At 55.6% G+C, this 26,925-nt stretch carries 23 protein-coding genes and 3 tRNA genes; 12 read left to right on the top strand and 14 right to left on the bottom strand.

The features are described 5' to 3' along the window. The first annotated feature begins 23 nt into the window (after window positions 1-23). Window positions 24-1,259 carry a 3-(3-hydroxy-phenyl)propionate transporter MhpT gene (gene mhpT / locus BJF95_RS06280; RefSeq protein WP_083638720.1) on the top strand — a complete coding sequence of 412 codons (1,236 nt, stop codon included), beginning with the start codon at window positions 24-26 and terminating at the stop codon, window positions 1,257-1,259. 68 nt (window positions 1,260-1,327) lie between these two features. Here mhpT and BJF95_RS06275 read toward each other — a convergent pair whose 3' ends face one another. Both BJF95_RS06275 and BJF95_RS06270 read right to left on the bottom strand, forming a co-directional pair. Beyond that, window positions 1,328-1,918, bottom strand: a complete 591-nt coding sequence (locus BJF95_RS06275) for an SH3 domain-containing protein (protein ID WP_075638608.1) — start codon at window positions 1,916-1,918, stop codon at window positions 1,328-1,330. Between the two features lie 37 nt (window positions 1,919-1,955). Next, window positions 1,956-2,459: an invasion associated locus B family protein gene (locus BJF95_RS06270; RefSeq protein ID WP_083638742.1), complete on the bottom strand. Its 504-nt coding sequence runs from the start codon at window positions 2,457-2,459 to the stop codon at window positions 1,956-1,958. Window positions 2,460-2,786: 327 nt separating this feature from the next. Between BJF95_RS06270 and ppdK the strand changes: the two genes are divergently transcribed. From ppdK to fdhA, 3 genes are all read left to right on the top strand, one after another. Then, window positions 2,787-5,468, top strand: coding sequence for a pyruvate, phosphate dikinase (ppdK, locus tag BJF95_RS06265; protein WP_075638607.1), 2,682 nt, complete (start codon window positions 2,787-2,789; stop codon window positions 5,466-5,468). A 76-nt stretch (window positions 5,469-5,544) separates the two neighbouring features. Beyond that, on the top strand, window positions 5,545-6,552 hold the full coding sequence (locus BJF95_RS06260; RefSeq protein ID WP_075638606.1) for a DUF2339 domain-containing protein: 1,008 nt from the start codon (window positions 5,545-5,547) through the stop codon (window positions 6,550-6,552). Between the two features lie 487 nt (window positions 6,553-7,039). Continuing rightward, window positions 7,040-8,224 (top strand): formaldehyde dehydrogenase, glutathione-independent, encoded by a 1,185-nt coding sequence (fdhA, locus tag BJF95_RS06255; protein ID WP_075638605.1) that lies wholly within the window; start codon window positions 7,040-7,042, stop codon window positions 8,222-8,224. A gap of 189 nt (window positions 8,225-8,413) precedes the next feature. Here fdhA and BJF95_RS06250 read toward each other — a convergent pair. Continuing rightward, a tRNA-Pro gene (locus BJF95_RS06250) sits at window positions 8,414-8,490 on the bottom strand. A 155-nt stretch (window positions 8,491-8,645) separates the two neighbouring features. Next, window positions 8,646-8,722: transfer RNA gene (locus tag BJF95_RS06245), tRNA-Pro, on the bottom strand. 316 nt (window positions 8,723-9,038) lie between these two features. Here BJF95_RS06245 and BJF95_RS06240 point away from each other — a divergent pair. The 4 genes from BJF95_RS06240 (at window position 9,039) to cysN (ending at window position 12,986) form a co-directional block, all read left to right on the top strand. Then, complete coding sequence (locus BJF95_RS06240) at window positions 9,039-9,431, top strand: hypothetical protein (RefSeq protein ID WP_075638604.1); 393 nt, start codon at window positions 9,039-9,041, stop codon at window positions 9,429-9,431. A 227-nt stretch (window positions 9,432-9,658) separates the two neighbouring features. After that, window positions 9,659-10,408 carry a phosphoadenylyl-sulfate reductase gene (locus tag BJF95_RS06235; protein WP_075638603.1) on the top strand — a complete coding sequence of 250 codons (750 nt, stop codon included), beginning with the start codon at window positions 9,659-9,661 and terminating at the stop codon, window positions 10,406-10,408. 144 nt (window positions 10,409-10,552) lie between these two features. Then, window positions 10,553-11,509: a sulfate adenylyltransferase subunit CysD gene (gene cysD, locus BJF95_RS06230; protein ID WP_075638875.1), complete on the top strand. Its 957-nt coding sequence runs from the start codon at window positions 10,553-10,555 to the stop codon at window positions 11,507-11,509. Between the two features lies 1 nt (window position 11,510). Further along, window positions 11,511-12,986, top strand: a complete 1,476-nt coding sequence (gene cysN, locus BJF95_RS06225; RefSeq protein WP_075638602.1) for a sulfate adenylyltransferase subunit CysN — start codon at window positions 11,511-11,513, stop codon at window positions 12,984-12,986. 81 nt (window positions 12,987-13,067) lie between these two features. Here cysN and BJF95_RS06220 read toward each other — a convergent pair whose 3' ends face one another. Both BJF95_RS06220 and BJF95_RS06215 read right to left on the bottom strand, forming a co-directional pair. Beyond that, the gene (locus tag BJF95_RS06220) at window positions 13,068-13,769 is read right to left on the bottom strand and encodes an alpha/beta hydrolase family protein (RefSeq protein WP_245297242.1); all 702 of its coding nucleotides are present in this window, start codon (window positions 13,767-13,769) and stop codon (window positions 13,068-13,070) included. A 379-nt stretch (window positions 13,770-14,148) separates the two neighbouring features. Continuing rightward, the gene (locus tag BJF95_RS06215; protein WP_075638600.1) at window positions 14,149-15,147 is read right to left on the bottom strand and encodes a LacI family DNA-binding transcriptional regulator; all 999 of its coding nucleotides are present in this window, start codon (window positions 15,145-15,147) and stop codon (window positions 14,149-14,151) included. 674 nt (window positions 15,148-15,821) lie between these two features. Between BJF95_RS06215 and BJF95_RS06210 the strand changes: the two genes are divergently transcribed. Beyond that, window positions 15,822-16,727, top strand: a complete 906-nt coding sequence (locus BJF95_RS06210) for a DUF1499 domain-containing protein (protein WP_075638599.1) — start codon at window positions 15,822-15,824, stop codon at window positions 16,725-16,727. 33 nt (window positions 16,728-16,760) lie between these two features. On the opposite strand, the gene BJF95_RS06205 is transcribed toward BJF95_RS06210, so the two are convergent. The 3 genes from BJF95_RS06205 to BJF95_RS06195 form a co-directional block, all read right to left on the bottom strand. Next, complete coding sequence (locus BJF95_RS06205; protein ID WP_075638598.1) at window positions 16,761-17,678, bottom strand: MBL fold metallo-hydrolase; 918 nt, start codon at window positions 17,676-17,678, stop codon at window positions 16,761-16,763. Window positions 17,679-17,716: 38 nt separating this feature from the next. Then, a complete protein-coding gene (locus tag BJF95_RS06200; RefSeq protein WP_075638597.1) occupies window positions 17,717-18,013 on the bottom strand; it encodes a cupin domain-containing protein in 297 nt (98 codons plus the stop codon). 124 nt (window positions 18,014-18,137) lie between these two features. Next, window positions 18,138-18,698: a DJ-1/PfpI/YhbO family deglycase/protease gene (locus tag BJF95_RS06195; RefSeq protein ID WP_075638596.1), complete on the bottom strand. Its 561-nt coding sequence runs from the start codon at window positions 18,696-18,698 to the stop codon at window positions 18,138-18,140. Window positions 18,699-19,009: 311 nt separating this feature from the next. Here BJF95_RS06195 and BJF95_RS06190 point away from each other — a divergent pair. Continuing rightward, window positions 19,010-19,084, top strand: a tRNA-Gln gene (locus BJF95_RS06190). Between the two features lie 149 nt (window positions 19,085-19,233). Next, window positions 19,234-19,689 carry a hypothetical protein gene (locus tag BJF95_RS06185; protein ID WP_075638595.1) on the top strand — a complete coding sequence of 152 codons (456 nt, stop codon included), beginning with the start codon at window positions 19,234-19,236 and terminating at the stop codon, window positions 19,687-19,689. On the opposite strand, the gene BJF95_RS06180 is transcribed toward BJF95_RS06185, so the two are convergent. After that, window positions 19,670-20,425, bottom strand: coding sequence for a reverse transcriptase domain-containing protein (locus BJF95_RS06180; RefSeq protein WP_075638594.1), 756 nt, complete (start codon window positions 20,423-20,425; stop codon window positions 19,670-19,672). The two genes, BJF95_RS06185 and BJF95_RS06180, sit on opposite strands and share 20 nt — an antisense overlap. Before the next feature lie 576 nt (window positions 20,426-21,001). On the opposite strand from BJF95_RS06180, the gene BJF95_RS06175 reads away from it, so the two are divergent. Beyond that, window positions 21,002-21,967: a flagellin N-terminal helical domain-containing protein gene (locus tag BJF95_RS06175; protein ID WP_075638593.1), complete on the top strand. Its 966-nt coding sequence runs from the start codon at window positions 21,002-21,004 to the stop codon at window positions 21,965-21,967. A gap of 57 nt (window positions 21,968-22,024) precedes the next feature. Here BJF95_RS06175 and BJF95_RS06170 read toward each other — a convergent pair whose 3' ends face one another. The 4 genes from BJF95_RS06170 to BJF95_RS06155 form a co-directional block, all read right to left on the bottom strand. Continuing rightward, entirely contained in the window at window positions 22,025-23,335 is a 1,311-nt protein-coding gene (locus tag BJF95_RS06170) for a TRAP transporter large permease (protein WP_075638592.1), read from the bottom strand. Beyond that, window positions 23,335-23,892 (bottom strand): TRAP transporter small permease, encoded by a 558-nt coding sequence (locus BJF95_RS06165; RefSeq protein ID WP_075638591.1) that lies wholly within the window; start codon window positions 23,890-23,892, stop codon window positions 23,335-23,337. Before BJF95_RS06165 ends, BJF95_RS06170 begins: the two co-directional genes overlap by 1 nt. Window positions 23,893-24,067: 175 nt before the next feature. Beyond that, window positions 24,068-25,099 carry a TRAP transporter substrate-binding protein gene (locus BJF95_RS06160; protein WP_075638590.1) on the bottom strand — a complete coding sequence of 344 codons (1,032 nt, stop codon included), beginning with the start codon at window positions 25,097-25,099 and terminating at the stop codon, window positions 24,068-24,070. 380 nt (window positions 25,100-25,479) lie between these two features. Then, the gene (locus tag BJF95_RS06155) at window positions 25,480-26,817 is read right to left on the bottom strand and encodes a chloride channel protein (protein ID WP_075638589.1); all 1,338 of its coding nucleotides are present in this window, start codon (window positions 26,815-26,817) and stop codon (window positions 25,480-25,482) included. Between the last annotated feature and the right edge of the window lie 108 nt (window positions 26,818-26,925).

The following is a 26,925-nucleotide window of genomic DNA, read 5'->3' as shown; positions in this document are numbered from 1 at the left end:
CGACAACAATGACGGGAGGCATTATGTCCGCGACGACATCGCAAACGGGTTCGGCCCGCATTTTTTTTCTGATTTTTCTGGCGGCGATTATCGAGGGTTTTGACCTGCAGGCTGCAGGTGTCGCGGCCCCCAAGCTTGCGCCGGTATTTGGGCTAACGCCAGCGCAAATGGGATTGTTCTTTTCATCGGCAACCTTTGGCCTGATCTTCGGGGCCATCGCCGGTGGTGTCGTGTCCGACCGGTTTGGCCGTCGGTTTGGGTTGTGCGCCTCGCTGCTGGTGTTCGGTATCTTTTCTCTGGCAACTGCGGGTGTCAGCACGGTTGAGCAATTGATTGCCATGCGGTTTCTCACCGGCGTGGGGCTGGGCGGGGCGCTGCCCAATCTGGTCAGCATTGCAGCCGAAGCGACATCGCAGGAGCGGCGTGGCCGGGCCGTGTCGCTGATGTATGCCGGCGTGCCTTTGGGCGGTGCGGTTGCCAGCATTGTTGCCATGGCTGGCCTGCATGATGACTGGCGCACACTTTTTATCGCAGGTGGCATTATGCCCATGCTGCTGGTTTTGCCGCTGCTGCTGCTTTTGCCGCCGCTGCGGGTGGAAAAAAAGCAGTCAGCCAAGAGCGAAGGCACATGGCGGCAGCTGTTTTCCCAAGGCACGGTTCTTTCGACCTTGCTGCTGTGGACCGGTTTCTTCTTTGGCATCATGGTGTTGTATCTGCTGTTGAACTGGTTGCCGACGCTTCTGGTTACCCGCGGTCTCAACCGCGAGCAGGCCGGTCTCATTCAGCTGATTTTCAACATCGCAGGTGCTGCTGGCAGCCTGTTGGGCGGCTTGTTTCTCGATAGTCGGCGCAAGGTATTGAATGGCACCATCTGCTTTGCCCTCTTGGTTGGATCGCTGATCCTGCTGGGCATAGCCCCCGCCAATGTTGCCATGAATGCAATTGCAGGTGCCATGGTGGGTGTGAGCGTGATGGGTGCGCAAGCGCTGCTCTACGGCATTGCGCCGCAGTGCTACGGTGCTGCTGTGCGCGGAACGGGTGTTGGGATTGCTGTGGCCGTTGGCCGCATCGGTTCGGTTTTAGGCCCGCTTCTGGCCGGTGGCCTTGTTGCGTCAGGGCGCAGCCCGACGGAAGTGCTCATGGCCATTGTGCCCGTGGCATTGGTTGGCGGCATTGCAACCGTGGTTTTGCTATCACGCCTGCGCGGACTGCCCACGGCAACATCTGTCAATGGTGCCGCAGCACTTGCTAAAAACTAAAGCATATCGCGTTTTTTTCGGGAACAAGGACAAGCACAAGGGGAATTTTTCCCCTTGTGCTGACGCACTTACAAGCGGTGTTCGCCAATAATTTCATCACGATACACGCCCCAAACCAACTCCTGGCGGATATAGCCAGATGCGCCATCGCCCTGAACGGACACCTCGCACCAGCGGCTGTCGCAATTGAGGATATTGAGCCGCACGCGCGGCTGAAGCTCCGCCACCACCCCGGCTTTGGGCGATGGATTGTTGCGCAAGCTGATCATCTTGTCCTTGGCGCTGCGCCATGGCGCGACAAGGCCGGTTCGATCGCCGCTGAGCAAAACGGCAGACATCCATCCGGTGGTACCATCACTGTCACGCACTTGCCGCCAATTGCCATATTCTTCAATAATTTCAATTGGTAGGCCCTTGGCCTCATACACCCAGCGGATCGAATAATCCGTTGATGGACCCACGCGCATCCGCGCCCTGCCGGATTTGATCGACACATAGCGCGGCAGCGGAAAGCCCGTCACCCGGCCCAATTGCCGCACGGGTCCGCTGGCAATCGGGCTTGCCGTGGTGGTGTCTGCCTTCTGGCCTGCATAACCGCAAACCGCGCCAAGAAGCTGCGCACCGCCGAGCAGGACTGCAAAAAGACACCGGCGCGACATGTTAGACCGTCTCATGGCTATGCAGCACGCGGGCTGATCAATGGCATGCCTGCGCGCGCTTGAGTGCTGCCGAGACACCCTGGAGCGAATAGGTGTAGGCGGTTTTTGTGCCCCGCTTCGAAATCGCATGCACCGTCATGGTTTTGCCCTGACGCATGGCAGCAATGACCTGCGAATCCTGAGCTTCAACCTTGGTCCAGCCGATGTTTTTCTTCGGTGTCATGAGAAAATCTTTGGTGTCGACATCGACGTCAATGGTGGAGCCTTGCTTCAACTCGTAGCCCATGATGGCTTGCGGATAGTAATTGGCACCGCCGGTTTTTTTCGGCGCAATCAAGAAGAAATTCTTGCCGTGGTCAACGCCAACCGGGTCTTCCTTGGTGGGAACAGACAGGACATAGCAAACGTTTTTGCCGCCCTCCTTATAGGTAAAAACGCCCCAATGGTCGAATTGCTTCATCATCTTCGGGGCCGCCGTTGCGACCGATGCGGAAAGGCCGATAATGGCGAGCACCAACGCAACGGTTTGTAGTGACATCATCTCTGGCATACTCCATTTTGTTGAAAACGATCGGATTGATGGTTGTTTCTACCCCAATCAAGGCGATTGCGGGTTACGGAAAGGTTAATTTTTCTTCACAATCCGTTGACCTGTTCTGAGACGGTTTTAGCAAATTCATCAGGCAATTTCACCCCAGCGGCTCCGATTTGGTGCGCCGTTCAATGAATTTGACCGGTTTGCACTTTTTCTTGGTGCTGTTGTCGCAATTATGCTGCAATGCGGCATACACTTGATATTGCGCGGTTTTCAAAGGCCGCATTATGGTTTAAACCTACTGAAATCACGGGGTGGAGAAAGAAGACAGCGATGGAGAAGTGGGTCTACACCTTTGGCGCTGGTTTGGCGGAGGGCGGCGCTGGGGACGTTGAAAAACTGGGTGGAAAAGGTGCCAATCTTGCCGAAATGGCCGGGCTTGGCCTGCCTGTGCCGCCGGGTTTGACCATTATTGCCGACGCCTGCACGCATTTTTACACCCATCAGCGCAATTTTCCCGATGAGATGAAAACCCAGGTGCTGGACGGCATTGGCGGCATTGAAGCCATCACCGGCCGCACCTTTGGTGATGCACGCAATCCGCTGCTTCTGTCCGTGCGCTCTGGTGCCCGCTCCTCCATGCCGGGCATGATGGACACCGTGCTCAACCTCGGCCTCAATGATGAAACCGTGCAGGGCCTTGCCCATAACGCCGAGGACGACCGTTTTGCCTGGGATAGCTACCGCCGCTTTATCCAGATGTATAGCGATGTGGTGCTAGGGCTGGATCACGAGATTTTCGAAGAGATTCTCGATGATGAAAAAGCCCGCTTTGGTCATGAATTTGATACGGATATGACCGCCGCCGAGTGGCAGCATGTGACCCGCATTTACAAGCAGATGATTGAGGATGAGCTGGGCGAGCCTTTTCCGCAAGATCCACAGGTGCAGCTCTGGGGTGCGATTGGGGCGGTGTTTTCCAGCTGGATGAATGCCCGCGCTGTCACCTATCGGCAATTGCACAATATTCCGGTGCATTGGGGCACAGCGGTCAATGTGCAAGCCATGGTGTTTGGCAATCTTGGCTCAACCTCGGCCACCGGCGTTGCCTTTACCCGCAATCCGTCCACCGGTGAAAAAGAGCTTTACGGCGAATTTCTGGTCAATGCGCAGGGCGAAGATGTGGTGGCCGGTATTCGCACCCCGCAATCGCTGACAGAGGCAGCGCGGCTTGAATCGGGTTATGACAAGCCCGCCATGGAAAAGCTGATGCCTGAGGCTTTTGCCGAGTTTCTCGCCATCTGCAACCGGCTTGAAACCCATTATCAAGACATGCAGGACGTGGAATTTACCATCGAGCGTGGCAAGCTGTGGATGCTGCAAACCCGCTCAGGCAAGCGCACCACCAAGGCGGCAATGAAAATTGCCGTGGATATGGTGGCAGAAGGCCTGATCAGCGAAGACGAGGCGGTGTCGCGCATTGAGCCATCCTCGCTCGACCAGTTGCTGCACCCCACTATTGATCCAAGGGTTGCGCGCGAGGTGATTGGCTCTGGCCTGCCTGCATCGCCGGGGGCAGCGACCGGCGAGATTGTGTTTACCGCCGAAGATGCAGTTTCTGCGAAAGAAGAAGGCCGCAAGGTCATTCTGGTGCGCATGGAAACCAGCCCGGAAGACATTCATGGCATGCATGCGGCCGAGGGCGTGCTGACCACCCGTGGCGGCATGACCAGCCACGCGGCCGTGGTGGCGCGCGGCATGGGTATTCCTTGCGTGGCCGGGGCTGGCACCATGCGGGTCGATTTTCGCAATGGCGCGCTGATTGGCGTGGGCGTGCAGCTGAAAAAGGGTGATATCATCACCATTGATGGCTCGTCCGGGCAGGTGCTGAAAGGCACGGTGCCGATGTTGCAGCCGGAATTGTCGGGTGATTTTGCGCAAATCATGGCCTGGGCCGATAAAACCCGCCGCATGACGGTTCGCACCAATGCCGATACGCCGGGCGATGCGCGCGCCGCGCGCTCTTTTGGGGCCGAAGGCATTGGCCTTTGCCGCACCGAGCACATGTTTTTTGAAGGCGAGCGCATTCATGTGATGCGCGAGATGATTTTGGCCGAAGACGAGACGGGTCGCCGCGCAGCACTGGACAAGCTGCTGCCCATGCAGCGATCAGACTTTACCGAGCTGTTTTCCATCATGCACGGCCTGCCGGTGACCATCCGCTTGCTGGACCCGCCTTTGCACGAGTTTTTGCCCAAAACCGAGGAAGAGATTGCCGAAGTGGCGGCGGCCATGGGCATGGAGCCGCGCGCACTGAGCCAGCGGGTGGATGCCCTGCATGAGTTTAACCCCATGCTCGGCCATCGCGGTTGTCGGCTGGCGATTTCCTATCCCGAAATTGCCGAAATGCAGGCGCGCGCTATTTTTGAAGCCGCCATTGCCGCCGCCCTTGAAACCGGTGAGCCGGTGGTGCCGGAAATTATGGTGCCGCTGGTGGGGCTGCGCTCCGAGCTGGATTATGTGAAGGGCGTGATTGACGGCGTGGCCTCGGAAGTGATGCGCGAAGGCGCGCTGGAGATTTCCTATCTGGTTGGCACCATGATCGAGCTGCCGCGCGCTGCCATCCGCGCCCATGTCATTGCAGAAGCCGCAGAGTTTTTCTCGTTTGGCACCAATGACTTGACCCAGACCACCTTTGGCATGTCGCGCGATGATGCCAGCGCCTTCATTCCCACCTATCAGAAAAAGGGCATTATCGAGCGCGATCCGTTTATCTCGCTGGATTTCGACGGGGTTGGCGAATTGATCCGCATTGCCGCTGAGCGCGGACGCCAAACGCGGCCAGACATGAAGCTCGGCATTTGCGGCGAACACGGCGGCGATCCAACCTCCATCCATTTCTGCGAGGATGTCGGGCTGGATTATGTCTCGTGCTCGCCGTTTCGCGTGCCCATTGCAAGGCTTTCGGCGGCGCAAGCCACCATTAAGCAACAGCGCTTGGCAAGGCATGCGTAACGTGAAGGCCGTGACAAATCAGCGAGCCTGTGAGATAGCGGTGCGCTGAACCCGTGAATAGCAGGAGGCATAGCCGATGAGCGCCGAAAGCCCAACATCACTAAACGGCAAAACCTCCCGCAAGCGCCGCCAAAAGGGGCGCGCACCTTTGGACGCCAGCGCGACCACGTTGCCGGAAAAGGGGCCAGAAAAGGGGCCGCAAAAGGTGCAAGCCCCCACCAACATCCGGCAGGTGATGAAAACCGACCGCTTCAAGGCCGCAGCACTTTTTGCGGGTTTTGGCCTGTTCTTGCTGGCCGTGTCACAAAGCTTCCCGCATGATTATGGCTTTGCCGAGCTGGGCGCGTTGTTTACCTTCTCGGTCTACGATCTGGTGCTGGCCATGCTTGGCATTGCGGTGGCCTGCGCCATGATGGAACGGCCCAAACAATTTGCCATCACCATCGCCGTCTTTACCGGCGTGCTGGCGGTGATGCTGTTGTTTTTCGACCCTATTTTTAACGCCATCCGCGATAGTTTCTTAGGCAATGTGCTCTACCTGATCGCTCCTTTAGCGGTGGCCATCACCGGTGCCAGCCTGTGGCTATCCGGCAAATGGCGCGACCGGGGCATTCTGGCCACTGTCATCATTGTGGCCTTTTCCTTCTCGCTGTTTTTAGGCCTCGATGATTTCGGCGTCGGCATCCCCGCCTTTGCGATGTCCTCGGTGCTCTCGGCGCTATGGATCATCCTTGCCCCCGCCTTCCTGCTGCGCTGCTTCAAAGGCGATTGGCTCAAAATCCCCTCCCGCATCCTCGGCAGCTGGCTCCTGGTCATCGCCATCATCGTCACCGTGTCGCTCTACGTGCCACTGCCCATCAAAACCCAACCGGGCACAGACCTCGGCCAGCCAAACCTCTCCGTTGACGGCGAAGACCCCGGTTTGGACGACCCCGCCTTTCAAGACAAAGGCGCTTACGGCTCCATGAATTCTGACGGACCTATCCCGGATTTTCTCAAGGAAGATCCGGACACCGAGACCAAGCCAGACCCCAACGCACCATCGGTGTTTGATGGGTTGAAGACGCCGAAAATCGGGGGGTGAGGCTTTCCGCTACTGGATAATTCCTTAAACCGGAGTGGGTTTAAGGAGAAAATTATGCAGCAGATTAAAAATGTTACAGCGCCGTTTGTGCGCCATATATAGTGACAGACTTTAGAGTGTGACGGCCATTTGAAATCAACCGCCTGTCGTCTTCGCGCCGCGTTGATGTCGTTTTCATCGCCCCTATCGGTCACCGGACATGGTCTACTGATGATGTTTCAGGTGCCATGTCGTGTGTCATCGGCATAGATAAGCGGGAAGCTGGTCGAATGCTGGCGCTGTCACACAACGTCATGGAACTGTGAATCTTGACTTATGCCGTGGGGAGAGGAGCCCGGCATGGCTCGTCTTTCTGCAATCTGCTCGCCGCATTAGTGAGCGAAGGCGTTAGACTATCCAGTCTGCAAGGGAGGCAGACTGTTTGAGGCGATCAATCACCGGCATTGCGGCGGCGGATCGAAGAGGGAATTTCAAAGGAGGAGTAAACATGAGCAAAAACAGAGGTGTTGTCTATTTGCGGCCCGGCAAGGTCGAAGTTCGAGACATCGACGATCCGAAGCTGGAGGCCCCGGACGGACGGAGGATCGAGCATGGTGTTATCCTGAAAGTGATATCAACCAATATTTGCGGCTCTGACCAGCACATGGTGCGTGGCAGAACAACCGCCATGCCGGGTCTGGTGCTGGGACACGAAATCACCGGCGAGGTGATTGAAAAGGGCATTGATGTCGAAATGCTCGAGGTTGGCGATATCGTGTCGGTGCCCTTCAACGTTGCTTGCGGACGCTGCCGCTGCTGCAAGTCACAGGATACCGGCGTGTGCCTGACGGTTAACCCGGCGCGCGCCGGTGGTGCTTATGGCTATGTCGATATGGGGGGCTGGATAGGTGGACAGGCACGCTATGTCACCATTCCTTACGCCGATTTCAACCTGCTGAAATTCCCGGATCGTGACAAGGCAATGTCGAAAATCCGCGACCTGACAATGCTCTCAGACATTCTCCCAACCGGCTTTCACGGCGCGGTGCGCGCAGGTGTCGGGGTTGGCTCCACGGTCTATGTTGCGGGCGCTGGCCCGGTTGGCCTCGCAGCAGCGGCTTCCGCCCGTATTCTTGGTGCCGCCGTGGTGATGATCGGTGACTTCAACAAGGATCGTCTGGCCCACGCCGCCAAGGTGGGTTTTGAACCCATCGATCTGTCGAAGAGCGATCGGCTGGGCGACATGATCGCCGAGGTCGTGGGCACCAATGAGGTCGATAGTGCCATCGATGCCGTTGGCTTCGAGGCGCGCGGTCACGCTGGCGGCGAACAGCCTGCCATTGTGCTCAACCAGATGATGGAAATCACCAGGGCGGCCGGATCAATCGGTATTCCGGGTCTCTACGTCACAGAAGATCCGGGTGCCGCCGAGAATGCCGCCAAGCAAGGCAACCTCTCGCTCCGTTTCGGCCTCGGCTGGGCCAAGGCGCAATCGTTCCACACGGGCCAGACACCGGTGCTGAAATACAATCGCCAGCTCATGCAAGCCATCCTGCATGACCGCCTGCCGATTGCTGACATCGTCAATGCAAAGATCATCCCGCTGGATGAAGCCGTGCAGGGCTACGAGAGTTTCGACCAGGGCGCTGCAACAAAATACGTGCTCGACCCGCATGGTGGGCTTGCCGCCTGACGGACAGAGAACAACCTGATGGAAAGAAAGGGCCGGGCAGCAGTGCTCGGCCTTTTTCATCGATGCCGATTTAGAGTTTGTCAGGGAAAACTGGGGTCCGGCTTTCGGATCAACAGGATGCAAAAACAACAATCCAGAGCGCCCTGCGCTGAATGTGGAATTTTGTTTTGTAAAACAATTGCTTGAGACTGGTCGGAGTGAGATGATTCGAACATCCGACCCCCACGTCCCGAACGTGGTGCGCTACCAGACTGCGCTACACTCCGTGACCAGTGATGCTGGATATAAACCAAGCTTTTTGGGCTTTCAAGAAGTGCAAGCGGGGTGAGGCGCAAAAAAAATGGTAGATTTTGCGATAGCGCAAATGCTTCGCGCATTAGCAGCACGCGGGCAAAATCAACGATTTTTGGGGAAGGTTGAATGGTCGGAGTGGAGAGATTCGAACTCCCGACCCTCTGGTCCCAAACCAGATGCGCTACCAGACTGCGCTACACTCCGTACTTCAATGAGGCGCGGTATAGACCATGAATTTTGCGCTGGCAAGCGGGGGGAGACAGAAATTTGTGAGAAAATTTTGCATCGAATATGGGTGCAAGCGCCAAGCTTTGTGTGTTGGTTGTGCACGGGGCTGTAGCGTGGCTTAGATGCCGCAATCTTGCGTGTTTTTTGCCAAGTTTGCCTCTGTTTTAAACTTGGTGATTTCCAAGCTAATATTTTGGCGCTAAAGGCAAAAGAGAGAGCGGCATGGCGCGGGTTCTGGCAGGAATTTTCGCCATTGGTGGTCGCTTAAGTGAGATTATCAAGGATAAAGCGGATGAATTTCAAGATCATGCTGACGGCAGGCCTTGCGCTGGCATTGGCGGGCTGCACGACAACCGGAAGCGGCGGCATTATGCCCGAAGCCAAGAAAAATGCGGTGGAAGCGCGCTGGAATGGCCAGCCTGCCGGCAAGTTCTTTGCCCAGTTTGGCCCGCCAATCAATGATGTGCAATCTGGCAGCTCCACCATTTACACATGGCGCGGCGGCTTCAAAAATCGCAAGGTGCCGGTTGATGGCAAGTCGAAAGCCACACGCACCCAATATCTCAGCTGCCAGGTGAACCTGACGGTGTCGTCGGATTACGTGATCCAGTCGATCAAGACCGTTGCCGACCGTCCTTATCAGGATGGCAAGACATGGTGCGAAACCTTCCTCGGCGGCCAATAAGCGCCTTTGCGCTGATTTTTGCCCCGATTTTTATTGTCCCATTCGGCACCGTTGCGTGCCGAATGGATCTTCCTTCTGGTGCATTGCACGCGCCTTTGGCAGGAAATGCGCCAGAGCGCGCCGCTTTTAGAGATATTTGCTCTTGTCCATGCTGCTTGCGAAAGGCAATTCCTGTTAATGGACGCTGAAACCAGCGATACTCCTGCAAAGTAGCAGGAAAGAAGCCCATGACATCGCATGATAATGTTCAGGCTGCCTCCACGCTGGATGCGGCCCTGGCTGAACTTGATCTGGTTGACCGCCTTCGGCTTGTCGAAGAGCTGGGCGGCCGTGCCGTTTTTACCACCAGTCTTGGTATTGAAGATCAGGTGATCACGGCGGCTATTGGTCTGTCCAATGTGGCAATCCATGTGGCAACGCTGGAAACCGGCCGGTTGTTCAAGGAAACGCTGGATCTGATCACTGAGACCGAAGAGCGTTTTGATGTAACCATCACGCGCTATCATCCCGAACAGGATGATATTGATGCCTATGCCGCCAAATATGGCCTGAATGGATTTTATGAAAGCGTCGAAGCGCGCCATGCCTGCTGTCATGTGCGCAAGCTTGTGCCGCTGGCCAAGGCGCTGGAAGGTGCCACGGTCTGGATCACGGGCCTGCGCCGCAGCCAATCTGGCAATCGTGCCGCAACGCCGTTTGCCGAATATGATGCAGAGCGCAATCTGATCAAGGTCAATCCGCTGGCCGATTGGTCGTTGGACGACATCAACGCTTACGTGAGCGCAGAGGCCGTGCCGATCAACCCGCTGCATGCCCGTGGCTATCCATCAATCGGCTGTGAGCCTTGCACACGGGCCATCAAGCCCGGCGAGCCTGAGCGCGCTGGTCGCTGGTGGTGGGAAAATGACGAGAAGCGTGAGTGCGGACTGCATGTGCCGGAATCGGCCATTCCTTCGCTCAACTCCAGCTCTCTTTAATCGCGAAATTATCCGTTAAACGGGAAAATGCTCCGGCTCACTAGCCATGGGCAGGTCCCAGAAGGTAGAAAAGCAACTATGTCCGCAAAGCTTTCGGCCACACACTCTGAGTCTGGACAGCAGGCTCCCATTGGAAATCAGGTTATGCATCTCCATCAGTCCGAGTTTGATCCCCATTCAAAGGAAACAGCAGGGCGTAGCCCGCTGGATCCGCATTTGAAGGCGTTGGAAAACGAAGCCATTCACATTTTCCGCGAAGTGGCGGGCGAATTTGAAAACCCGGTGATGCTCTATTCCATTGGCAAGGATTCGTCTGTGCTGCTCCATTTGGCGCGCAAGGCGTTTTATCCGGGTCGTGTGCCATTTCCGCTGCTGCACGTTGATACCGGCTGGAAATTCAAGGAGATGATCACCTTTCGTGATCAAATAGCCAAGCTCTATGATCTCGATCTGGTGGTGCATACCAATCCGCGCGGCAAGGCAGAAAACATCTCGCCTTTCACCCACGGTTCGGCCTACCACACTGATGTGATGAAGACCGAGGCACTGCGGCAGGCGCTGGAAGCTGGCAAATATGACGCCGCTTTTGGTGGCGCGCGCCGCGATGAAGAGGCGTCTCGCGCCAAGGAGCGGATTTACTCTTTCCGCACACCCGACCACAAATGGGACCCGCGCAACCAGCGCCCGGAGCTGTGGAATGTCTATAACGGCATGATCCGCAAGGGCGAGAGCGTGCGCGCCTTTCCGCTGTCCAATTGGACAGAAGTGGATATCTGGCGCTATATTCAGGCAGAAAATATTCCGCTTGTGCCGCTGTATTTTGCCGCCAAGCGCCCGTTTGTCGAGCGTGATGGCATGATGATCATGGCGGAAGACGAGCGGCTGGAGCTTTTGCCCGGCGAAACCTTGCAAGAGGGCATGATCCGCTTCCGCACGCTGGGCTGCTTCCCGCTGACGGGGGCCATTCCATCCACAGCCACGACGCTGGACGAAGTGATTGCCGAGCTTGAAATTGCCACTGTTTCCGAGCGTCAGGGCCGCGCGATTGACCGCGACCAGTCCGGCTCGATGGAAAAGAAAAAACGCGAAGGATATTTCTGAGATGACCGCAAGCGCTACAGCCCTCGCCAACGAACTTCCTCAGGCCGAGCCGGTTTTTGTCGGCCGCGATCTGCGCCCGCTGCGTCTCATCACCTGCGGATCAGTCGATGATGGTAAATCCACCCTGATTGGCCGCCTGCTTTGGGACACCAAAGCCGTGAAGGAAGATCAGGCCGCAACGCTGCGCCGCGACAGCGGCAAGCAGAACGATCTCGGCTTGCCGGATTTTGCCCTGCTTTTGGATGGCCTTCAGGCCGAACGCGAACAGGGCATCACCATTGATGTTGCCTATCGCTATTTCGCCACCGATAAGCGCTCGTTTATCGTGGCCGACACCCCCGGCCACGAGCAATATACTCGCAACATGGCAACCGGCGCTTCCACCGCCGATCTGGCCGTGCTGCTGGTCGATGCCCGCGCCGGTATTTTGGAGCAAACCCGTCGCCATGCGACGATTGCCTCCTTGATGGGCATCAAGCAATTTGTGCTGGCCGTCAACAAGATCGACCTGACCGATTATAACAAGGCAGGTTTTGATGCGATTGTGCATGAGTTCAAGGAAATTGCCCTGACGCTCGGCGTGCGCCAAATTACCGCCATTCCCATGTCGGCGTTGAAGGGCGAAAACGTTGTGTATAGCGGCCGGGCTTCCATGCCTTGGTATGATGGCCCAACGCTTGTGGAAACACTGGAAAAGGCCACAGTACGCTCGGCACAAAGCACAGGTTTTCGCCTGCCCGTACAGCGGGTTAGCCGTCCGGGCGAGAGCTTTCGCGGCTATCAGGGTACGGTTGCCGGTGGTTCGGTCAAGCCCGGAGATAGCGTGGCGATTTTGCCATCCGGTGCGGTTGCCAATGTGAAGCAGATCGTGACCTTTGATCTGGTGCGCAACGCGGCCGTTGCTGGTGACGCCATCACGCTGGTGCTCGACCGTCAGGTGGATGTGTCGCGCGGCGATATGATTGTCGCGCTCGACAATGAACCGCAGATCGGCCTCGCATTCGATGCGCAGCTGGTGGCGCTTCAGCCCGATGGCATTGTGCCCAACAAGCGCTATTGGCTGAAAAGCGGCTCCCGCCGCCAGCGTGTGCAGGTCAAGCCTGTGCAAAAACTGGATCTGAAAAACGGCAAATGGGGTCCAACCGAAGACCTGCCAATGAACTCGATTGGCAAGGTGCATCTGGCTTTTGATGAAAAGGCAGTGTTCGATGCCTACGAGCAAAACCGCTCGACCGGCGCTTTCATCCTGATCGATCCAGACACCAACAACACGGTGGCCGGTGGCATGATCACCGCCAAGCGCTCGGATGTAGACGGTCTGAACGCTGGCGAGGGCCGCGTGCTGTTGTCGCTGCCCGCCGATCTTGCAGATCAGCTCATGGCCACCGAACTTCTGGCCTCGCGCCGCGATGAGGTGGAAATGCGCCGTGTGACCACGGCTGCTGCCCGCGATTTGCTGGATGGGATTGAGGGGTAATTTTTCATCAGCCGTGATTGGCTGGTAATATCCATTGGAGCCGCCATGCGTTGGACAAACGCATGGCGGCGTTTTCAATTTTTACAAGCTGTCCAAATATTGATCTATGTGGTTCTTCCACAGAGCTGGTTTGAACATCAATGCGTGTCCCATCGGAGCCGAGACGAATTTTCCCTGCCCACCGGCTGCGGTGAATCGTTCAAAATTTTTTCGACAATGGCCAATTCGATAATATTGGTCATAACTCCCGTGTAACCAAAGTGTCGCTATTCCGGCAGATGCGCCACGCTCAAACAGGTTTGGATTGACGATTTCATGGCTCGGGCAAGCCCTGCCGAGCCAGCCGCCATTGAAATTAATAGCGCCTTTGAAGGTGTTCGGCCTCATGCCCGCATATGCTATCGCCAAGATGCCGCCGCGTGAAACGCCCGCTATAGCGAGTTGGCTCTGGTCCACGTCAGGCCGTTCGCGCAGATGATCGACGACGGCATCAACATCCTCAATGGCTCGCTCAAAACCGGCAATCGCAATGTCCACATCACAGGAATAACCGGAGCCGTCCTGAGCAAGTCCCTCGCCATAAATGCCGCCCGATTTCCCGCGCCCTCGACGCTGGGGAAAAAGGATCATCCAGCCCCGGTTTGTAAAATAATTCGCGACAACGGCCGGGCTTATTGTTCGACGATAAAGAGACTTATTGCGCCCGATGCCTGTTGAGCCATGATTGAAAATGATCGTTGGATAGGGCCCATCGTGTTGGGGTGAGGCTGCCGCAATTTCCAATTGAACGCCCGCCTCGCGTGACGGTATGAAGAACCTGTCAAATTTCATTGATGCCTGCGCTTTATGATTTTTGTCGAAAAATTCTCAACTGAAGCGGCGCGTGTTTTTTGAATTTTGCCCACTGTGGGCTGCATGGCCCATCACGGACGCTTCGCAATGTCTGCCGCACGCGCATGGCAGGCAAATTAAGGAACGGCCACGTGATCTCGTGGCAGCAGCGTGACGTCAATCGGCCGCCCGATCCCGTTCTATAGATAACGGCAATCGCGTTCGAAGGGTTGTTTAGCGCATTTTCCGCGACAATCAAGCGCGAATAGCGCGGAGGCTAAGGGCGAAGAGCGATGAAGGCGGCGCGAACAGCGGTATGGGCAGCTCGCGTTTATTGTGTGTCGCGCCTTGTTGAATCGCGCTCGATCAGCTCAAAGCCCAGATCCACCGGCTCTGTATGTTTGCGGCCTTCGTTGACGCGTAAAATCATATTGGCGGCGCTGTAGCCCAGTCGATAGAGCGGCATGCGCACTGTGGTCAGAGAGGGCACTGTATAGGCTGAATAATCAATATCGGAAAAGCCGCACACACCCAATTGATACGGCACATCAATGCCGCGGCGTTGACATTCGAACAGCACGGCAATGGCCAGATCATCGTGGCTGCACAACACGGCATCCAGATCTGGTTCTGCCGCCAGCAGGCGATCCAGAATTTCGCCGCCGAGGCTGAGGGGATTTTCGGCACTAACGGAAATGACCAGATCGGGATTGTAGAGGCCTTCTTGCGTGAGGCGCTCCTTATAGCTCTCGAGACGCATGGTGACCGGAATATCGACCCGACCAGAGCAAAAGCCGATGCGGCGATAGCCTTTGGCCAGAAGATGATCAATGGCGACCTTGCCGGCGGCGCGGTTATCTACCCCGATGGCCATGTCGATGGCGGGATAGCTGATATCAATAAATTGTATCACAGGGCAGGGGGCCTGCCGCAGAAGGTCCGTGACGCGCGGGTCCACTTGCACGCCGCCAATCATGATACCCGCCGGGTTTTGCGCAAAAAACTCCTTCAACAGGCGGATTTCCTCCTCGGCACAGAAGCTGGTGTTGACATATTGAATGCGCATGCCGCTGTTGCGCATGCGGTCTTCGATACCCTTCATCACGGGTGGAAAAATGCTGCTGCCCAACATGGACGACAGCACCCCGATGGTGTTGCTGTTGCGGCTGGCCAGCGCCCTTGCAGCAAAATCGGGCACATATCCCAACTCATTTATGGCCTCCAGAATGGTTTCGCGCAATTCGTCCGTTACTTTTTCCGGACGGTTGAGGGCGCGTGATACCGTGATGGGGCTAACCCCCACTTTCACCGCTACATCTGTCAGCGTCACCCGGTTGTTTGTTCCTCTACGTTTTCCTCTCACGGGTCCTCCACAGACGGTTCATTCCCTATTTATTGCCAGTAAAATCTGTGGGATGCCACAGTTATCAATGCAGATGTACAGTTCTTTCGTCTCATTTTTTGGCGATCATCAAGAACTCTATGTCAGGAAATTACGAATTCAAATGACGTTTTTGAAATGAAAACGCTCCCACAGATCATAAAAATTTAAATTCTATAGTAAGGAGCGTTTATCTGGGAGATTTTGTCGATTCATAAGAGAGATTTAGTGCCATTGTGAATAGATATATTGATGATAATCATCTGATTATCATTTGTTTTATTTTATGTTTTATTATTTTATGAATTAGGAATATTTCCGTATAGTTTTTTGGTTGTTGCGCGCGTAAAAACAATCTTTCATTGAGGGATTATTATCCTTTTTGGCTATATGACGCAACTCTTGAAAAAGGGGGGTAAACACCGCATGCGGCACCGTCCTCGGCGGCTTTTACAGAAGGTTGCACCTTGTGCGTCTGCGGAGTACACAAGGCCTGCTGCATCCTTGCTGAAATCGGAATCGATTGAAGGCAGGATGCCGTCCGTGAAAAGAGTTACAGCGTCCTTTGTGCGTTTGATAAACCGCACGGCGATGTCGTATAAGCTGGAGCCAACTCGCCCCGCATGAGCATCCGATTTATTCGCCCTGTTTCCTTAAGCGCCCGCTATGCTTTGCGCTTGGCCATTGTGTCCTTTTTGCTGTTGGTTGGAAGCTTTGCGGCTTTTCGGCTGGGCTCTTTGCAGGTGCCAACATTTGTTTTGCTGGCGCTTTTGTCTGGCGGGCTGGCACTTTTAACGGTGCCCTTGGCGCTGTGGGGGTTATGGCGTTTGTGGCAGGTGGGGGCAGAGGGCGGCATTGCCGCCACCAAAGCGTTGGTTATTGCCGTTTTGCCGCTCAGCGTGCTGGGCGTGGCGGCACATTATTATCAAACGCGTCCGCCGATTTTTGAGATCACCACCGATACAGACGAACCCGCCGCCTGGATTGCGCCGCCCAAGGCCGTGCAAGGGTGGATGCCACGGCCAAAATCTGATCCAGCCTGGCATGCAAGGGTTCAAGCCGCGGCCTATCCCACGCTGACGGTGCGCAGCTATAATGGCGCGCTGGACAGGGTTTATCAAACGGCGCGGCAGGTGGCGTCAGACCAGCGCTTCAAGGTGACACAAACGGCGGGTGCTGCCTATGCGCGTCCCGATTTTCCCGCCACCGCCATGCGGCCGGAGCTTTTGGGCGGTGATTCCGGGGTCAAGGCTCCGGTGCCTTTGGCAAGGCCCGAGCCAGAGCAGGAGATGCCGGATACGGATAATGAACCGGCAGGCACCATTCGCATTCAGGCTACCAGCCGTGATTTTATCACGGGACTTCCGTTTGATATTGTTATTCGCCTGCGGGAAGAAGAAGACAGTGTGCTGGTGGATATGCGCGTGGCCAGCCGCTATGGGCCGCACGATCTGGGCCTGTCGGCTGCCATTGCAAATCGCTATCTGACCGCGATGGACGGTACCCTTTTGGGCATCGCCGCCGAGTAAGGCCGCCTTATCCGTTGAAATGTCAGCAGACGATCAATTTGGTGTATAGGTGCTGGTCAGCAATGCCGGGCCGTAGCTTTTAACGGTGCCTTTTTCAACCAGATCTTCCAGATGCGCCAGCACCGATAGGCTTGCGGCCTTATGAAGCTTTGGATCAAGGCCGCGATAGAGCGTGGCAACCACGGCGTCCACCGTGCGATCACCGGCCTGAATGCTGGCAATGATGGATGTTTCGCGCTTTAAACGATGGTTCTTGAGGCCAGCCACATAGGCGGCGGGTTCCATCACCGCCCCGCCATGGCCGGGGAGATACACCGTATCCTGGCGCGCCAGCAGCTTGTCCAGCGAGGTCATATAGTGGCGCATCGAGCCATCCGGCGGCGCAACCACCGTGGTGGACCAGGCCATGACGTGATCGGCTGAAAACAGCACACCTGTGCCGTCAAGCGCAAAGGCCGAATGATTGGCGGCATGGCCGGGGGTGAGTACGGTTTCCAGCGCCCAGCCATCGCCCCGCAGCACCTCACCATCCTTGAGGCTGATGTCAGGCACAAAGGCGTGGTCACTGCTCTCGCCAAAGGCATCGGCTTCACCCGCATGCAATGGCCGCGACAACCGATGCGGCCCCTCGGCCACCAGAGTGGCACCCGTTGCTTGCTTGAGCTGTTGTGCCAGTCCGCAATGGTCGCGGTGGGTGTGGCTGACAACAATGTGGGTGAGGGTGCGGCCCTGCAAGGCCCGCAGCAGGGCGGCAAAATGCGCATCATCGGCCGGGCCGGGATCAACAATGCAGACGTATTTATCGCCAATGATATAGCTGTTGGTGCCTTCAAAGGTCATCATGCCGGGATTATTGGCCGTTACCCGCTGTATCTGGGGTGCTAGCGCTATGCACTGACCATGGGCCGCCTGATAATCGGCAGATAGGGATGAGGAAACAGCAAGGTTCACGGCAAGAGAGGCCTTTATCAGGAAACGGCGACAGCGCGCTATTTATACTCGATTTCAATAAAGGCCATCGGCTGATCACCCCCATTGATGACATTATGGGCAATGCCTGCGTCGCGGCGATAGGCCTCGCCGGTGCGGCTGAGAACGCGGCGCTCGCCTGTCTCGTCTTCAATCAAAAAATGACAATCGGTCATCGGCACCACAACATAGCCCAGGCCATGGACGTGATGGCCGGTGGCAGCCCCCGGCTCAAAATCCCAGCGTACAATGCGGGTTACGGCATCATCAACGAGGATGGTGGGTATGGCAGGTGGTCGGGCCGAATAACCGGGCATGGGCGATCCTCTGTTGCGGTTGTATGTGCACAGTTGACATAAAATCCGACCGAGTAAAGCGCAAAAAAGCCTTCTCCCCGGCTGGAGAGAAGGCTTTGGCTTAGGCGGCGTTGGTCATTGCGGTTTAGGCCGCGCGTCGCTCGTGGCGTCCTTCGCCAATTTCCTCGACAATCTTGGCCACAAAGGCATTGAGATCGCCGGGATTGCGCGAGGTGATGATGCCCTTGTCGGTCACGACAGCTTCATCAACCCATTGAGCGCCCGCATTTTTCACGTCGGTCTTGATCGAGTGATAGGATGTTGCCTTGCGCCCGCGCAGTGCATCGGCCTCAACCAGAAGCCACGGTGCGTGGCAGACCGCAGCCACAACCTTGCCAGAGGCCACGAAATCCTTGACCAGCTTCACGGCTGTTTGATCGGTGCGCAGAATATCGGGGTTGATCTGACCGCCCGGCAGCACAATCGCATCAAAATCATCGACCTTTACATCACCGACCAACAGATCGACATCGACTGTGTCGCCCCAGTTTTTGTCATCCCAGCTTTTGATCGGCTCTTTTTTCAACGAGGCGATTTTGACAGTCGCGCCCTTGGCCCGCAATTGCTCAAGCGGAACGCGCAACTCGGATCGTTCATAGCCATCGGTGGCAAGAATGAGAATCTTGGCTTCATTCATCTTGGTCATTGTCGTTCCTTTCCATATCTTTTGAAGGGCACACACCGAGCATGAAAACAGCCCAGCTGCTTTGCGCATCGACCGTGGGGTTAACGCGCCGAAATCGTCCATCGTCACCGCGTATTCGGTGACATTCAAATGTGCGCCTCGGTGAGATAACCAATGGGTCGGCAGATCGTTCCAAAGTTTTTCAACCTGTTTTTGCGATCAAAAAGGCAATTTCGGTTAAAAAGATAAAAAGGGTCATTGCAGGCAGCGCCCAGTTTTGCTAATGACCGCCCATCCGAACGGGTGAGCGATTTGCCTCCACCCTTTCGTGATGGGGCGTAGCCAAGCGGTAAGGCACTGGTTTTTGGTACCGGCATGCCCAGGTTCGAATCCTGGCGCCCCAGCCACTATTTGTTTCTCCCAATGAAATCAAAGAGTCGAGTAATTTTAGAAAACGTAGTTGCAGCAGTTTTCCGGCGCATATTTCCATAACTTAGGTAATGGTTGCGCGTCCTTATTTTTTCCCCCGAATCTGCGAGTCGTCGCTGGGGGTGTTATGGAAAAAGAGCGCTTAAGAGAAGTATGGCTTCAGAAGAAGATTCCGGTCGTTATTCGGCACGAGGAAAAGGGCTATAAACTACGCGTGCGCCTTCATTATGCCGAGAACAATAGACAATGGCTAAATACGGTCGGCAGATCTTCGGTAACGTGGATCCATAGCAAGAGCTATTGGGAGCTTCCGAAAAATTGGTTCAACGATTTCGTCAATCGAGCATTAGAGCGCTATGGCAAGCTTTATGTGATCCAGCCCTGCCGCGAGCAAGAGAAGTGCGCACCTGCCTGCATGAATGCTGAAGGACACGAATGCCAATGCTCGTGCATGGAGGCAAACCATGGAAACCGCAATAGCGGAAGCTGGTCTGAAGTGTCCGAGACTTTCGCAACGCGATGGGGTGAGAAGGAAATCGCTTGCCGCTTGATGGTGTCAAAATCTAAGCTTTTTCAGGTTTAGCACGCCAATTGGCTGATTTAACGATGTCGCAGTATTGCTCAAAAGCTGCGATGCTTTGATCACTGCGCTCGCCAGCGTAGAATTCCGTGATGCGGTCCTGCTTAACCTCCGAGCGATTTTTGGCGAGGTCACAATTGAAAATATCGATCTGGTTTGCTGGAGGTCGGCTCTTATTCTCGTTCAGATTAAAGCCACTTGCGACGAGGCTTTTCCGCAATCCTTCGTAAGCAGCCGATAGCGTGTCGACGTCCGGACCGGACAAACTAATGTCATCCATATAGACTGAGCGGGTTATTGTAGGATCAAGCTGCCGTAAAAATTCGGCCACCGGCGATAGGGAAAGGACGAGCGTCGCCAAGATCGGAGATTGAATGAAGCCGTAAGGCAGAACATAACCACCGCCCTGATAGGGGTTTTTCACGGTGGACCACTTCGCGTAGTGTTCCGGAAACGCAACGCCGATCTGTTTAAGAGCACGTTTCACGCGATTTCTTTGTACGGTGTAGAAAAAATGAGTAATATCTACACGGCAGAAGCATTCATTCTGACGATGATCGTGAAGTGCTTTGATGTGAGCGCCTTCTTGAAGGTGAGACATGAACGGGTCAAAAGTATAGGCTGCCTCTACCTTTTCCTTTACTTCTTTCCCTATTGCTCTCCCTACATCTGACGGGCAGAAAACATGCTTGCCGTTACTTATGTAAGAAAATTCAAAATTATGAAAAACGCTTACCATCGTAGTTGACAACCTTGCTGATCAGATCAATAACTGCACTCACATTCTCCAAAAGGAGAAGTGAGATCGTCAGGATCGTCACAGCAAGGTTGGTGCGTTTGGATTTTTTGTTCATCTCAAAAGCCCTCCATGCTAGCCCCGGCAACCAGCAACTCTATTCACACAGAGCCGTCAACTGAGAGAATATCCTGTTAAGGTATTCCCGAAGCTAGGCATCAGGTAACACAAGGTAATCCCGAAGTAAGCCACGCGAGTGCGGTTATCGCCGGACGCACTAACCATTTAAGACGAGCGATTGAAAATTGCAACCACGAAAACGCAGTTTTCAACCTCAAAATATTTTGTGTCACCTATCTGGCAATTCTTCTCCCAATCCTTAATTGCATAAGCCGTCGCTTAATTCATTTTTCACCATATTCTTTTGCAGCGCCTTAACGTTAACGGTCCTATAAATACCTCATTCCGTTGGGGGATTTTTGTTTTGTGTAGCGGCGTGGGTGCTATGAGGAGTGTCAGGGTATTTGCTCTGCCGCAAGGGTTCTCCATGTCTTGTTTTTGAGTATGTGAGTAAAGCGTATGGTGAGTAAAAACACGAATGTGGCCGCTTACACGGCGCTTCAAAGTTTGCGCAGCAATGAAAGCAGTCTGAGTGCCAGCCATAACCGGATGGCCACCGGCTATCGTGTGGCCAAGCCTTCCGATAATGCTGCCTATTGGTCTATTGCAACCACAATGCGCTCTGACAACCGCTCCATCGCCTCGGTGCAGGACGCGCTCAACATGGCAGGAAGCGTGCTTGATACAGCCTATAATGGCATGAGTACCGCAACCGATTTGATGTCCGAGGTCAAGGCACGCCTTATTTCTGCGCGCGACACCGGGGTGGATCGCAACAAAATCAACAGCGAGCTGGACGAGATGCGGCGTCAGTTTCGATCAATTGCCGAATCCTCGAGCTTTTCCAAAGAGAATTGGCTGCAACGCTCATCGACCACGGACAGGGCCAACCGCGATCTTGTTGGGTCCTTTGTGCGGGATAATTCCGGGTTGGTGACGGTCAACACGATCAATTACGATATCAATGGTCAGGCGGGCACATCCGACGTGAATTATCTGATTGATGATGTCGAGGGAGAGCGTGGAATTCTCACTGGCTCGGGTTTTTCCGCTGAGCTTGGCACGGCCAAGACCTGGGTGATGTTTAATGGTGCCAACGCTGGCACCAATTACAACGAAATCCGATTGGCGAGCAACAGTTCCACCACGGACATCGATGAGATGATCAGCGTTGTTGACCATATGACCGAGCGAATGACCGACGTTGCCACCCAGATGGGCGCGATGGCAACGCGGGTGGACATGCAATATGAATTTTCCAAGCAGTTGCAAGGCTCTATCAATAAAGGTGTCGGCGGCATGGTCGATACGGATATGGATATGGAATCCAGCCGCTTGAAGGCGCTGCAAGTGCGAGAGCAATTGGGGATAAAATCACTGTCGATTGTCAATGTCAGCGTGCAATCGGTGCTGCAACTTTTATAGCAATGTTGGAGTGTATTTGGCGCGGCATTGTCGTGCCGCGCCAAACACGATGTCTGATCAGACCAGAAAAATCGAGATAATCGGGAATGCGGTGAGAATAATGATCCGCAGCAGATCGGCGGAGACAAAGGGGATAATGCCCTTATAGGTCTCGCGGATCGGCACGCCCTTCGACATGGCCGAGATGATAAACAGGTTGAGCCCCACGGGTGGCGTTATCATGCCAATTTCGGCCACCATCAGCACCAGAATACCAAACCAGATGGCGAAATGCTCTGGTGTCATGCCAAAATCCATGGATGTGACGATGGGAAAGAAAATCGGGATGGTCAGCACGATCATCGACAGCGAATCCATGATGCAGCCAAAGATGATGTAGAGCACCAAGATGATGATCAGCACTGTCATCGGGGTAAACCCTTGTGCGGTCACCCATTCGGCACCCACTTGTGGCAGGCGCGAAAACGCCAGGAAGGAGTTGAACACTGAGGCACCAAGCACGATAAAAAAGATCATGCCCGTGGATGTCGCCGTTTGCTTGAAGCAATCCAGCAACGCCTCTCGGCTCAGGCCACCATTGACCCACGCCACCAGACCGGCGCTGGCCGCGCCAATGGCCGCCGCTTGCGTGGGGGTAAACCAGCCCAGATAAATACCGCCAACCACCAGGCCAAAAATGGCAACAACCGGCCACACGGCAATCAGGGCCGGAATGCGCTGTGCCCAGGGAATCCGTGGTGCCTGCCCAGCCTGATCGGGGTGAAGGCGCACATAAATGGCAATGGCGATCAAATAGGAAACGGCGGCCAGCAGGCCCGGCACAAAGGCTGCTAAAAACAGCTTGGCAATATTTTGCTCGGCCAAAATGGCATAGATCACCAGCACCACCGATGGCGGGATGAGGATGCCCAACGTGCCGCCTGCGGCAAGGGCCGCTGTTGCCAAGCCGCCGCCATAGCCGTGGCGTTTCAGCTCAGGCAATGCCACCTGCGCCATGGTGGCGGCCGTTGCCAGCGATGAGCCGCAGATAGAGCCAAAGCCTGCGCAGGCCCCCACAGCGGCCATGGCAACGCCGCCCTTGCGATGGCCAAGAAACGCGGCGGCGGCATTGAAAAGCGATTGGCTCATGCCACCGCGTGCCGCAAACTGGCCCATCAGCAAAAACAGCGGAATGATCGAGAGCGAGTAATTGGCATTGGTGATCCAAGCGATCCCCTTAAGCTGGGATAGAATAACCGTCCAACGACCGGTGACCAGATAGGTGCCGACAATGCCGGTGGCCAGCATGGCAGCGCCAATGGGTATGCGCATGAAAATCAGGGCAATAAGAACAGGGAAAGACCACAGGCCGATTTCGATACTTGTCATCAATGGGCTCCCGGCGCTGTGTTGATGGCATGGCCCGTGCGAATGGCCCAAATGTCGGTGGTCAGCGCATAAAGACAGACCAGCAGATTGGCGATGAGAAGAATGAGTGCCACCGCATAGCCCCACCAGATGGGCAAAAGCAGCAGCGTGGTTGTTTCGCCATTGTTCCATTTGTCCATGAACCCAATGGCATGACGCCAGGTGATCAGGCCAAACAGGATGGCAATCACCAGATCACCCACCAGTTGCGACCAGTTCATGGCCTTGGGGCCAAAGGCGTTGAGAAACAGGTCAACCCCCACATGGCCGCGCATCAATTGGCAATAGGGCAGGAAGGCGAAGACGGCAAAGCCGCACAGCGCCTCGACCAATTCGATTTCGCCGGGCAGGGGCGCAAGCGCCAAGCCGCCGATAATGGAAACGCCGGTTAAAAGCGCCGCCACAATCAGGCAGACACCGCCAAAATAGACCAGGAGATTGCACAGACCATGAACCCATTGTTGGGGTTTCGCCTTTGGGTGGGGCTGCGAGGCCGGGCTGGCAGAAGATGAAGTCATCGGAGCGTCCTTTGGAGACTTGTCACGCCTGTTCACGCGCGCAAACGACACATGCAAAACAGGGGCTATGCAATGCTTTAGAGCGTATCAGGCTTTAAATTCGCATGATCATCGCACATGGTCATGGCACAATGCACCACGACCATGCGCGCAACGAAGCGTCTTCTTCGCGTCTTTACTTGCTTTCTTTTTCAACGAAAGCGACTGCGTCCTTATAGAGCTCGGTGCCGTTCAAGCCACGCTTGTCCATGTCCTTGATCCAGTTGGCAGTGACCGATTCGCCAGCCTTTTTCCAGCGTGCCGTCTCTGCATCATCCAGCACGATGAGTTTATTGCCAGCCTTTTCCGCAATGGCCTTGCCGCGCATATCGCCGTCATCCATCACCTTGCCGAATTGGCGGGCAAGCTCACGGCCCGAGTTTTTGTCGATGACTTTCTTGAGGTCATCGGGCAGCGCATCATAGCTGTCCTTGTTCATCGCAAACAGGAAGGTTGCGGTGTAGAGACCATTTTTACCGGAAAATGATGTGTGGTTTGGTGCAAGTTCGGCAATTTTGATCGAGGGGGTCACTTCCCATGGCACCACGGTGCCATCAATCACGCTCTTGGAAAGCGATTCCGGTACTGCCGTTACCGGCATGCCGATCGGGGTGGCCCCCATGGCTTCCAGCATCTGGTTGACCACTTTCGAGGTGCCACGCAGCTTCAGACCCTTCATGGATTCCAGCGACGTAATTGGCTTGCTGGCAATGGTATGCAACAATCCGGGGCCGTGGGTGTGAACGGTCAACACATGATAGTCTTTAAACTCATCCTTGAGGTGCTTTTCATAATAATCATAGAAAGCAACCGAGGTTGCCTCGCCGGTGGTCATCATGAAGGGCAGTTCAAAGGCTTCTGATTTCGGGAAGCGGCCCGGCGTATAGCCAATCACGGTCCAGATCAGGTCCACAACGCCGTCCTTGACCTGATCCACCAGATCGCCGGGCTTGCCGCCCAGCTGCATGGCCGGGTAAAGTTCCACTTCAATCCGTCCGCCGGACTCAGCCTTGATCTTGTCGGCCCAAGGTTGCAATGCCTTGGCCGGAATGGTTGCTTGCGGCGGCAGCATCTGGTGCAGCTTCAAAACAACATCGGCGGCCATCGCCGATCCCGCCATCAAGGTTAATCCAAGCCCGCACAGGCTTGCAACAATCGTCTTACGCATGAAATTTCCCTCCCATTAGCACTCAAAACGTCAAGGGAAGCATGTCCGACACCGCAAGGTTTGCGCAAAAATCCATGGCGCAATCCGTCTCACGGTGTCATTGGCGTGGATGATCCTCCGTCACCCCGTGCCACTTCCCATAAGGCAACTCACGTCGGCAAGATTCGCGTGACATGCCTCTTCATCTCCGATCAACACGGAGATGCCTTCTGTCGCGACGTTACAGAAGTTGGGCCGTCTAGCAAATAAATAATATGAAGAAATTCATAACTGAATGGATATGAAACCGGGGTGATCACAGCCCGGAGCATTGCCGAAAATCATGCAGCATGGCAATGTGCTGCATGGTTTTCGCCGTGAACCGATTGCGCATCAGGCCATCATTCTGAGTGGCCGGTTGCGGGCTTTTGGCCAGCGGCACGGCTGGCGCGAATGGCTTCCGCTTCAAACGGGCGCGACAGGCCATGGTAGAGCGGCTCTCGCGACAGGACGCGCGATGTTGCATAACCCAGCATGGACGCCAGCATAATGGGGATGACACCATCGTGGTTTGCGGTCATTTCCATAATGATCACAAATGCGGTCATGGGTGCTTGCACAACGCCTGCAAAATAACCGGCCATGCCCAAAACCGCACCTAAGGTGATGCTGGAGCCAAGCACGCTTGCGGCTGTGCTGCCAAGGCCAGCGCCCACAGACAGAGAGGGGGCGAAAATGCCGCCCGGAATGCCGGAAGCCATGGTCAGGAAGGAGGCCAGCAGCTTTTCTACAAAATACATCAGGGGCAATGCATTGCCTTCCACCGCACCTCTGGCCTGTTCATAACCCGTGCCATAGGTCAGCCCGCCAGAGATCACGCCGATGATGGCAACGCCAAGGCCGCAGGCACCGGCCAGCAACACCTTGCGCTGCAAGGGGGATGCCGAGGTTTGCGCCCAGCGGCGAATGCGCCGCGACACGTAAAGTGACATGGAGCTGAACAGCGCACCGGCAGCACCACCACCCACGCCGCAAACGGCCACCAGCGCCCAATCGGCAAGGTTGCTTGCGCCAGGGTTGGCAATGCCGAAATAGGTGTAGCTGCCCACCATGCCCAAGGCCGACAGGCCGGAAATGATCACGGCGATCAGCACCAGACCATTGACGCGGGCGTGATAGGTTTTGCTCATTTCCTCAATGGCAAACACAATACCGGCCAGAGGTGTATTGAAGGCCGCAGAAATACCGGCGGCGGAACCTGCCAGAATAAGCCCATTGGCCTGCGCCATGCCCCCGATGCGGGCCGACATCAACATCAGCGAGGCGCCAACCTGCACGGTTGGTCCTTCGCGGCCAATGGAGCCACCACACAACAGACCGACGATTGTCAGCAGAATTTTACCCGCTGCGATCTTGATGGACAGCAGGCTTTCGCGCCCGGCAGTGGTGCCCACATGGCGGGCGGCGATGGCCTGGGGAATGCCGGAGCCTTGGGACGCCGGAAAATGCCGTTCTGCCATATAACAACACAGGATGAAGCCGAGCGGAGCCATCAGCAGCGGCCAGAGAAAGCCCATCTCTGACGAATGGGTAATGCTGCGAAACAACTCTTGCGCCGCATCGGCGGCCTTGGCAAACCCAACACTGACGGCACCAATGGCGGCAGCGCCTGCCCAGAAAACCAGTCGCATCTTCCAGACGCGCCATGTGCCACCGAGCGCGCGGGACCTGCGCATCATTCTTGAACGTCTTGATCTTTGCACGGTGCTCTCCGTGTTGGGCTATAGCGGGTCTGGATGGTGCCGCGAGCGCAATGAACCTCTAAAGCATGTCGCGTTTCATTGTCT

It is taken from the genome of Rhizobium oryziradicis, from assembly GCF_001939045.1.
In the GTDB taxonomy this organism is placed as follows: domain Bacteria; phylum Pseudomonadota; class Alphaproteobacteria; order Rhizobiales; family Rhizobiaceae; genus Allorhizobium; species Allorhizobium oryziradicis.
The sequence above is the reverse complement of the archived record's forward strand: the minus strand, read 5'-3'. Positions and strand labels throughout refer to the sequence as shown.

Coding starts and splice junctions, on each gene's coding strand:
- BJF95_RS06275 (WP_075638608.1), bottom strand. CDS start 1,918: ATGTCGCGCCGGTGTCTTTTTGCAGTCCTGCTCGGCGGTGCGCAGCTT.
- BJF95_RS06240 (WP_075638604.1), top strand. CDS start 9,039: ATGAATTTCAAGATCATGCTGACGGCAGGCCTTGCGCTGGCATTGGCG.
- BJF95_RS06235 (WP_075638603.1), top strand. CDS start 9,659: ATGACATCGCATGATAATGTTCAGGCTGCCTCCACGCTGGATGCGGCC.
- BJF95_RS06200 (WP_075638597.1), bottom strand. CDS start 18,013: ATGCCCGGTTATTCGGCCCGACCACCTGCCATACCCACCATCCTCGTT.
- BJF95_RS06180 (WP_075638594.1), bottom strand. CDS start 20,425: ATGGTAAGCGTTTTTCATAATTTTGAATTTTCTTACATAAGTAACGGC.
- BJF95_RS06195 (WP_075638596.1), bottom strand. CDS start 18,698: ATGACCAAGATGAATGAAGCCAAGATTCTCATTCTTGCCACCGATGGC.
- cysN (WP_075638602.1), top strand. CDS start 11,511: ATGACCGCAAGCGCTACAGCCCTCGCCAACGAACTTCCTCAGGCCGAG.
- BJF95_RS06160 (WP_075638590.1), bottom strand. CDS start 25,099: ATGCGTAAGACGATTGTTGCAAGCCTGTGCGGGCTTGGATTAACCTTG.
- BJF95_RS06210 (WP_075638599.1), top strand. CDS start 15,822: ATGAGCATCCGATTTATTCGCCCTGTTTCCTTAAGCGCCCGCTATGCT.
- BJF95_RS06185 (WP_075638595.1), top strand. CDS start 19,234: ATGGAAAAAGAGCGCTTAAGAGAAGTATGGCTTCAGAAGAAGATTCCG.
- fdhA (WP_075638605.1), top strand. CDS start 7,040: ATGAGCAAAAACAGAGGTGTTGTCTATTTGCGGCCCGGCAAGGTCGAA.
- ppdK (WP_075638607.1), top strand. CDS start 2,787: ATGGAGAAGTGGGTCTACACCTTTGGCGCTGGTTTGGCGGAGGGCGGC.
- BJF95_RS06260 (WP_075638606.1), top strand. CDS start 5,545: ATGAGCGCCGAAAGCCCAACATCACTAAACGGCAAAACCTCCCGCAAG.
- BJF95_RS06155 (WP_075638589.1), bottom strand. CDS start 26,817: ATGATGCGCAGGTCCCGCGCGCTCGGTGGCACATGGCGCGTCTGGAAG.
- BJF95_RS06270 (WP_083638742.1), bottom strand. CDS start 2,459: ATGATGTCACTACAAACCGTTGCGTTGGTGCTCGCCATTATCGGCCTT.
- BJF95_RS06170 (WP_075638592.1), bottom strand. CDS start 23,335: ATGACAAGTATCGAAATCGGCCTGTGGTCTTTCCCTGTTCTTATTGCC.
- BJF95_RS06165 (WP_075638591.1), bottom strand. CDS start 23,892: ATGACTTCATCTTCTGCCAGCCCGGCCTCGCAGCCCCACCCAAAGGCG.
- cysD (WP_075638875.1), top strand. CDS start 10,553: ATGCATCTCCATCAGTCCGAGTTTGATCCCCATTCAAAGGAAACAGCA.
- BJF95_RS06175 (WP_075638593.1), top strand. CDS start 21,002: ATGGTGAGTAAAAACACGAATGTGGCCGCTTACACGGCGCTTCAAAGT.
- mhpT (WP_083638720.1), top strand. CDS start 24: ATGTCCGCGACGACATCGCAAACGGGTTCGGCCCGCATTTTTTTTCTG.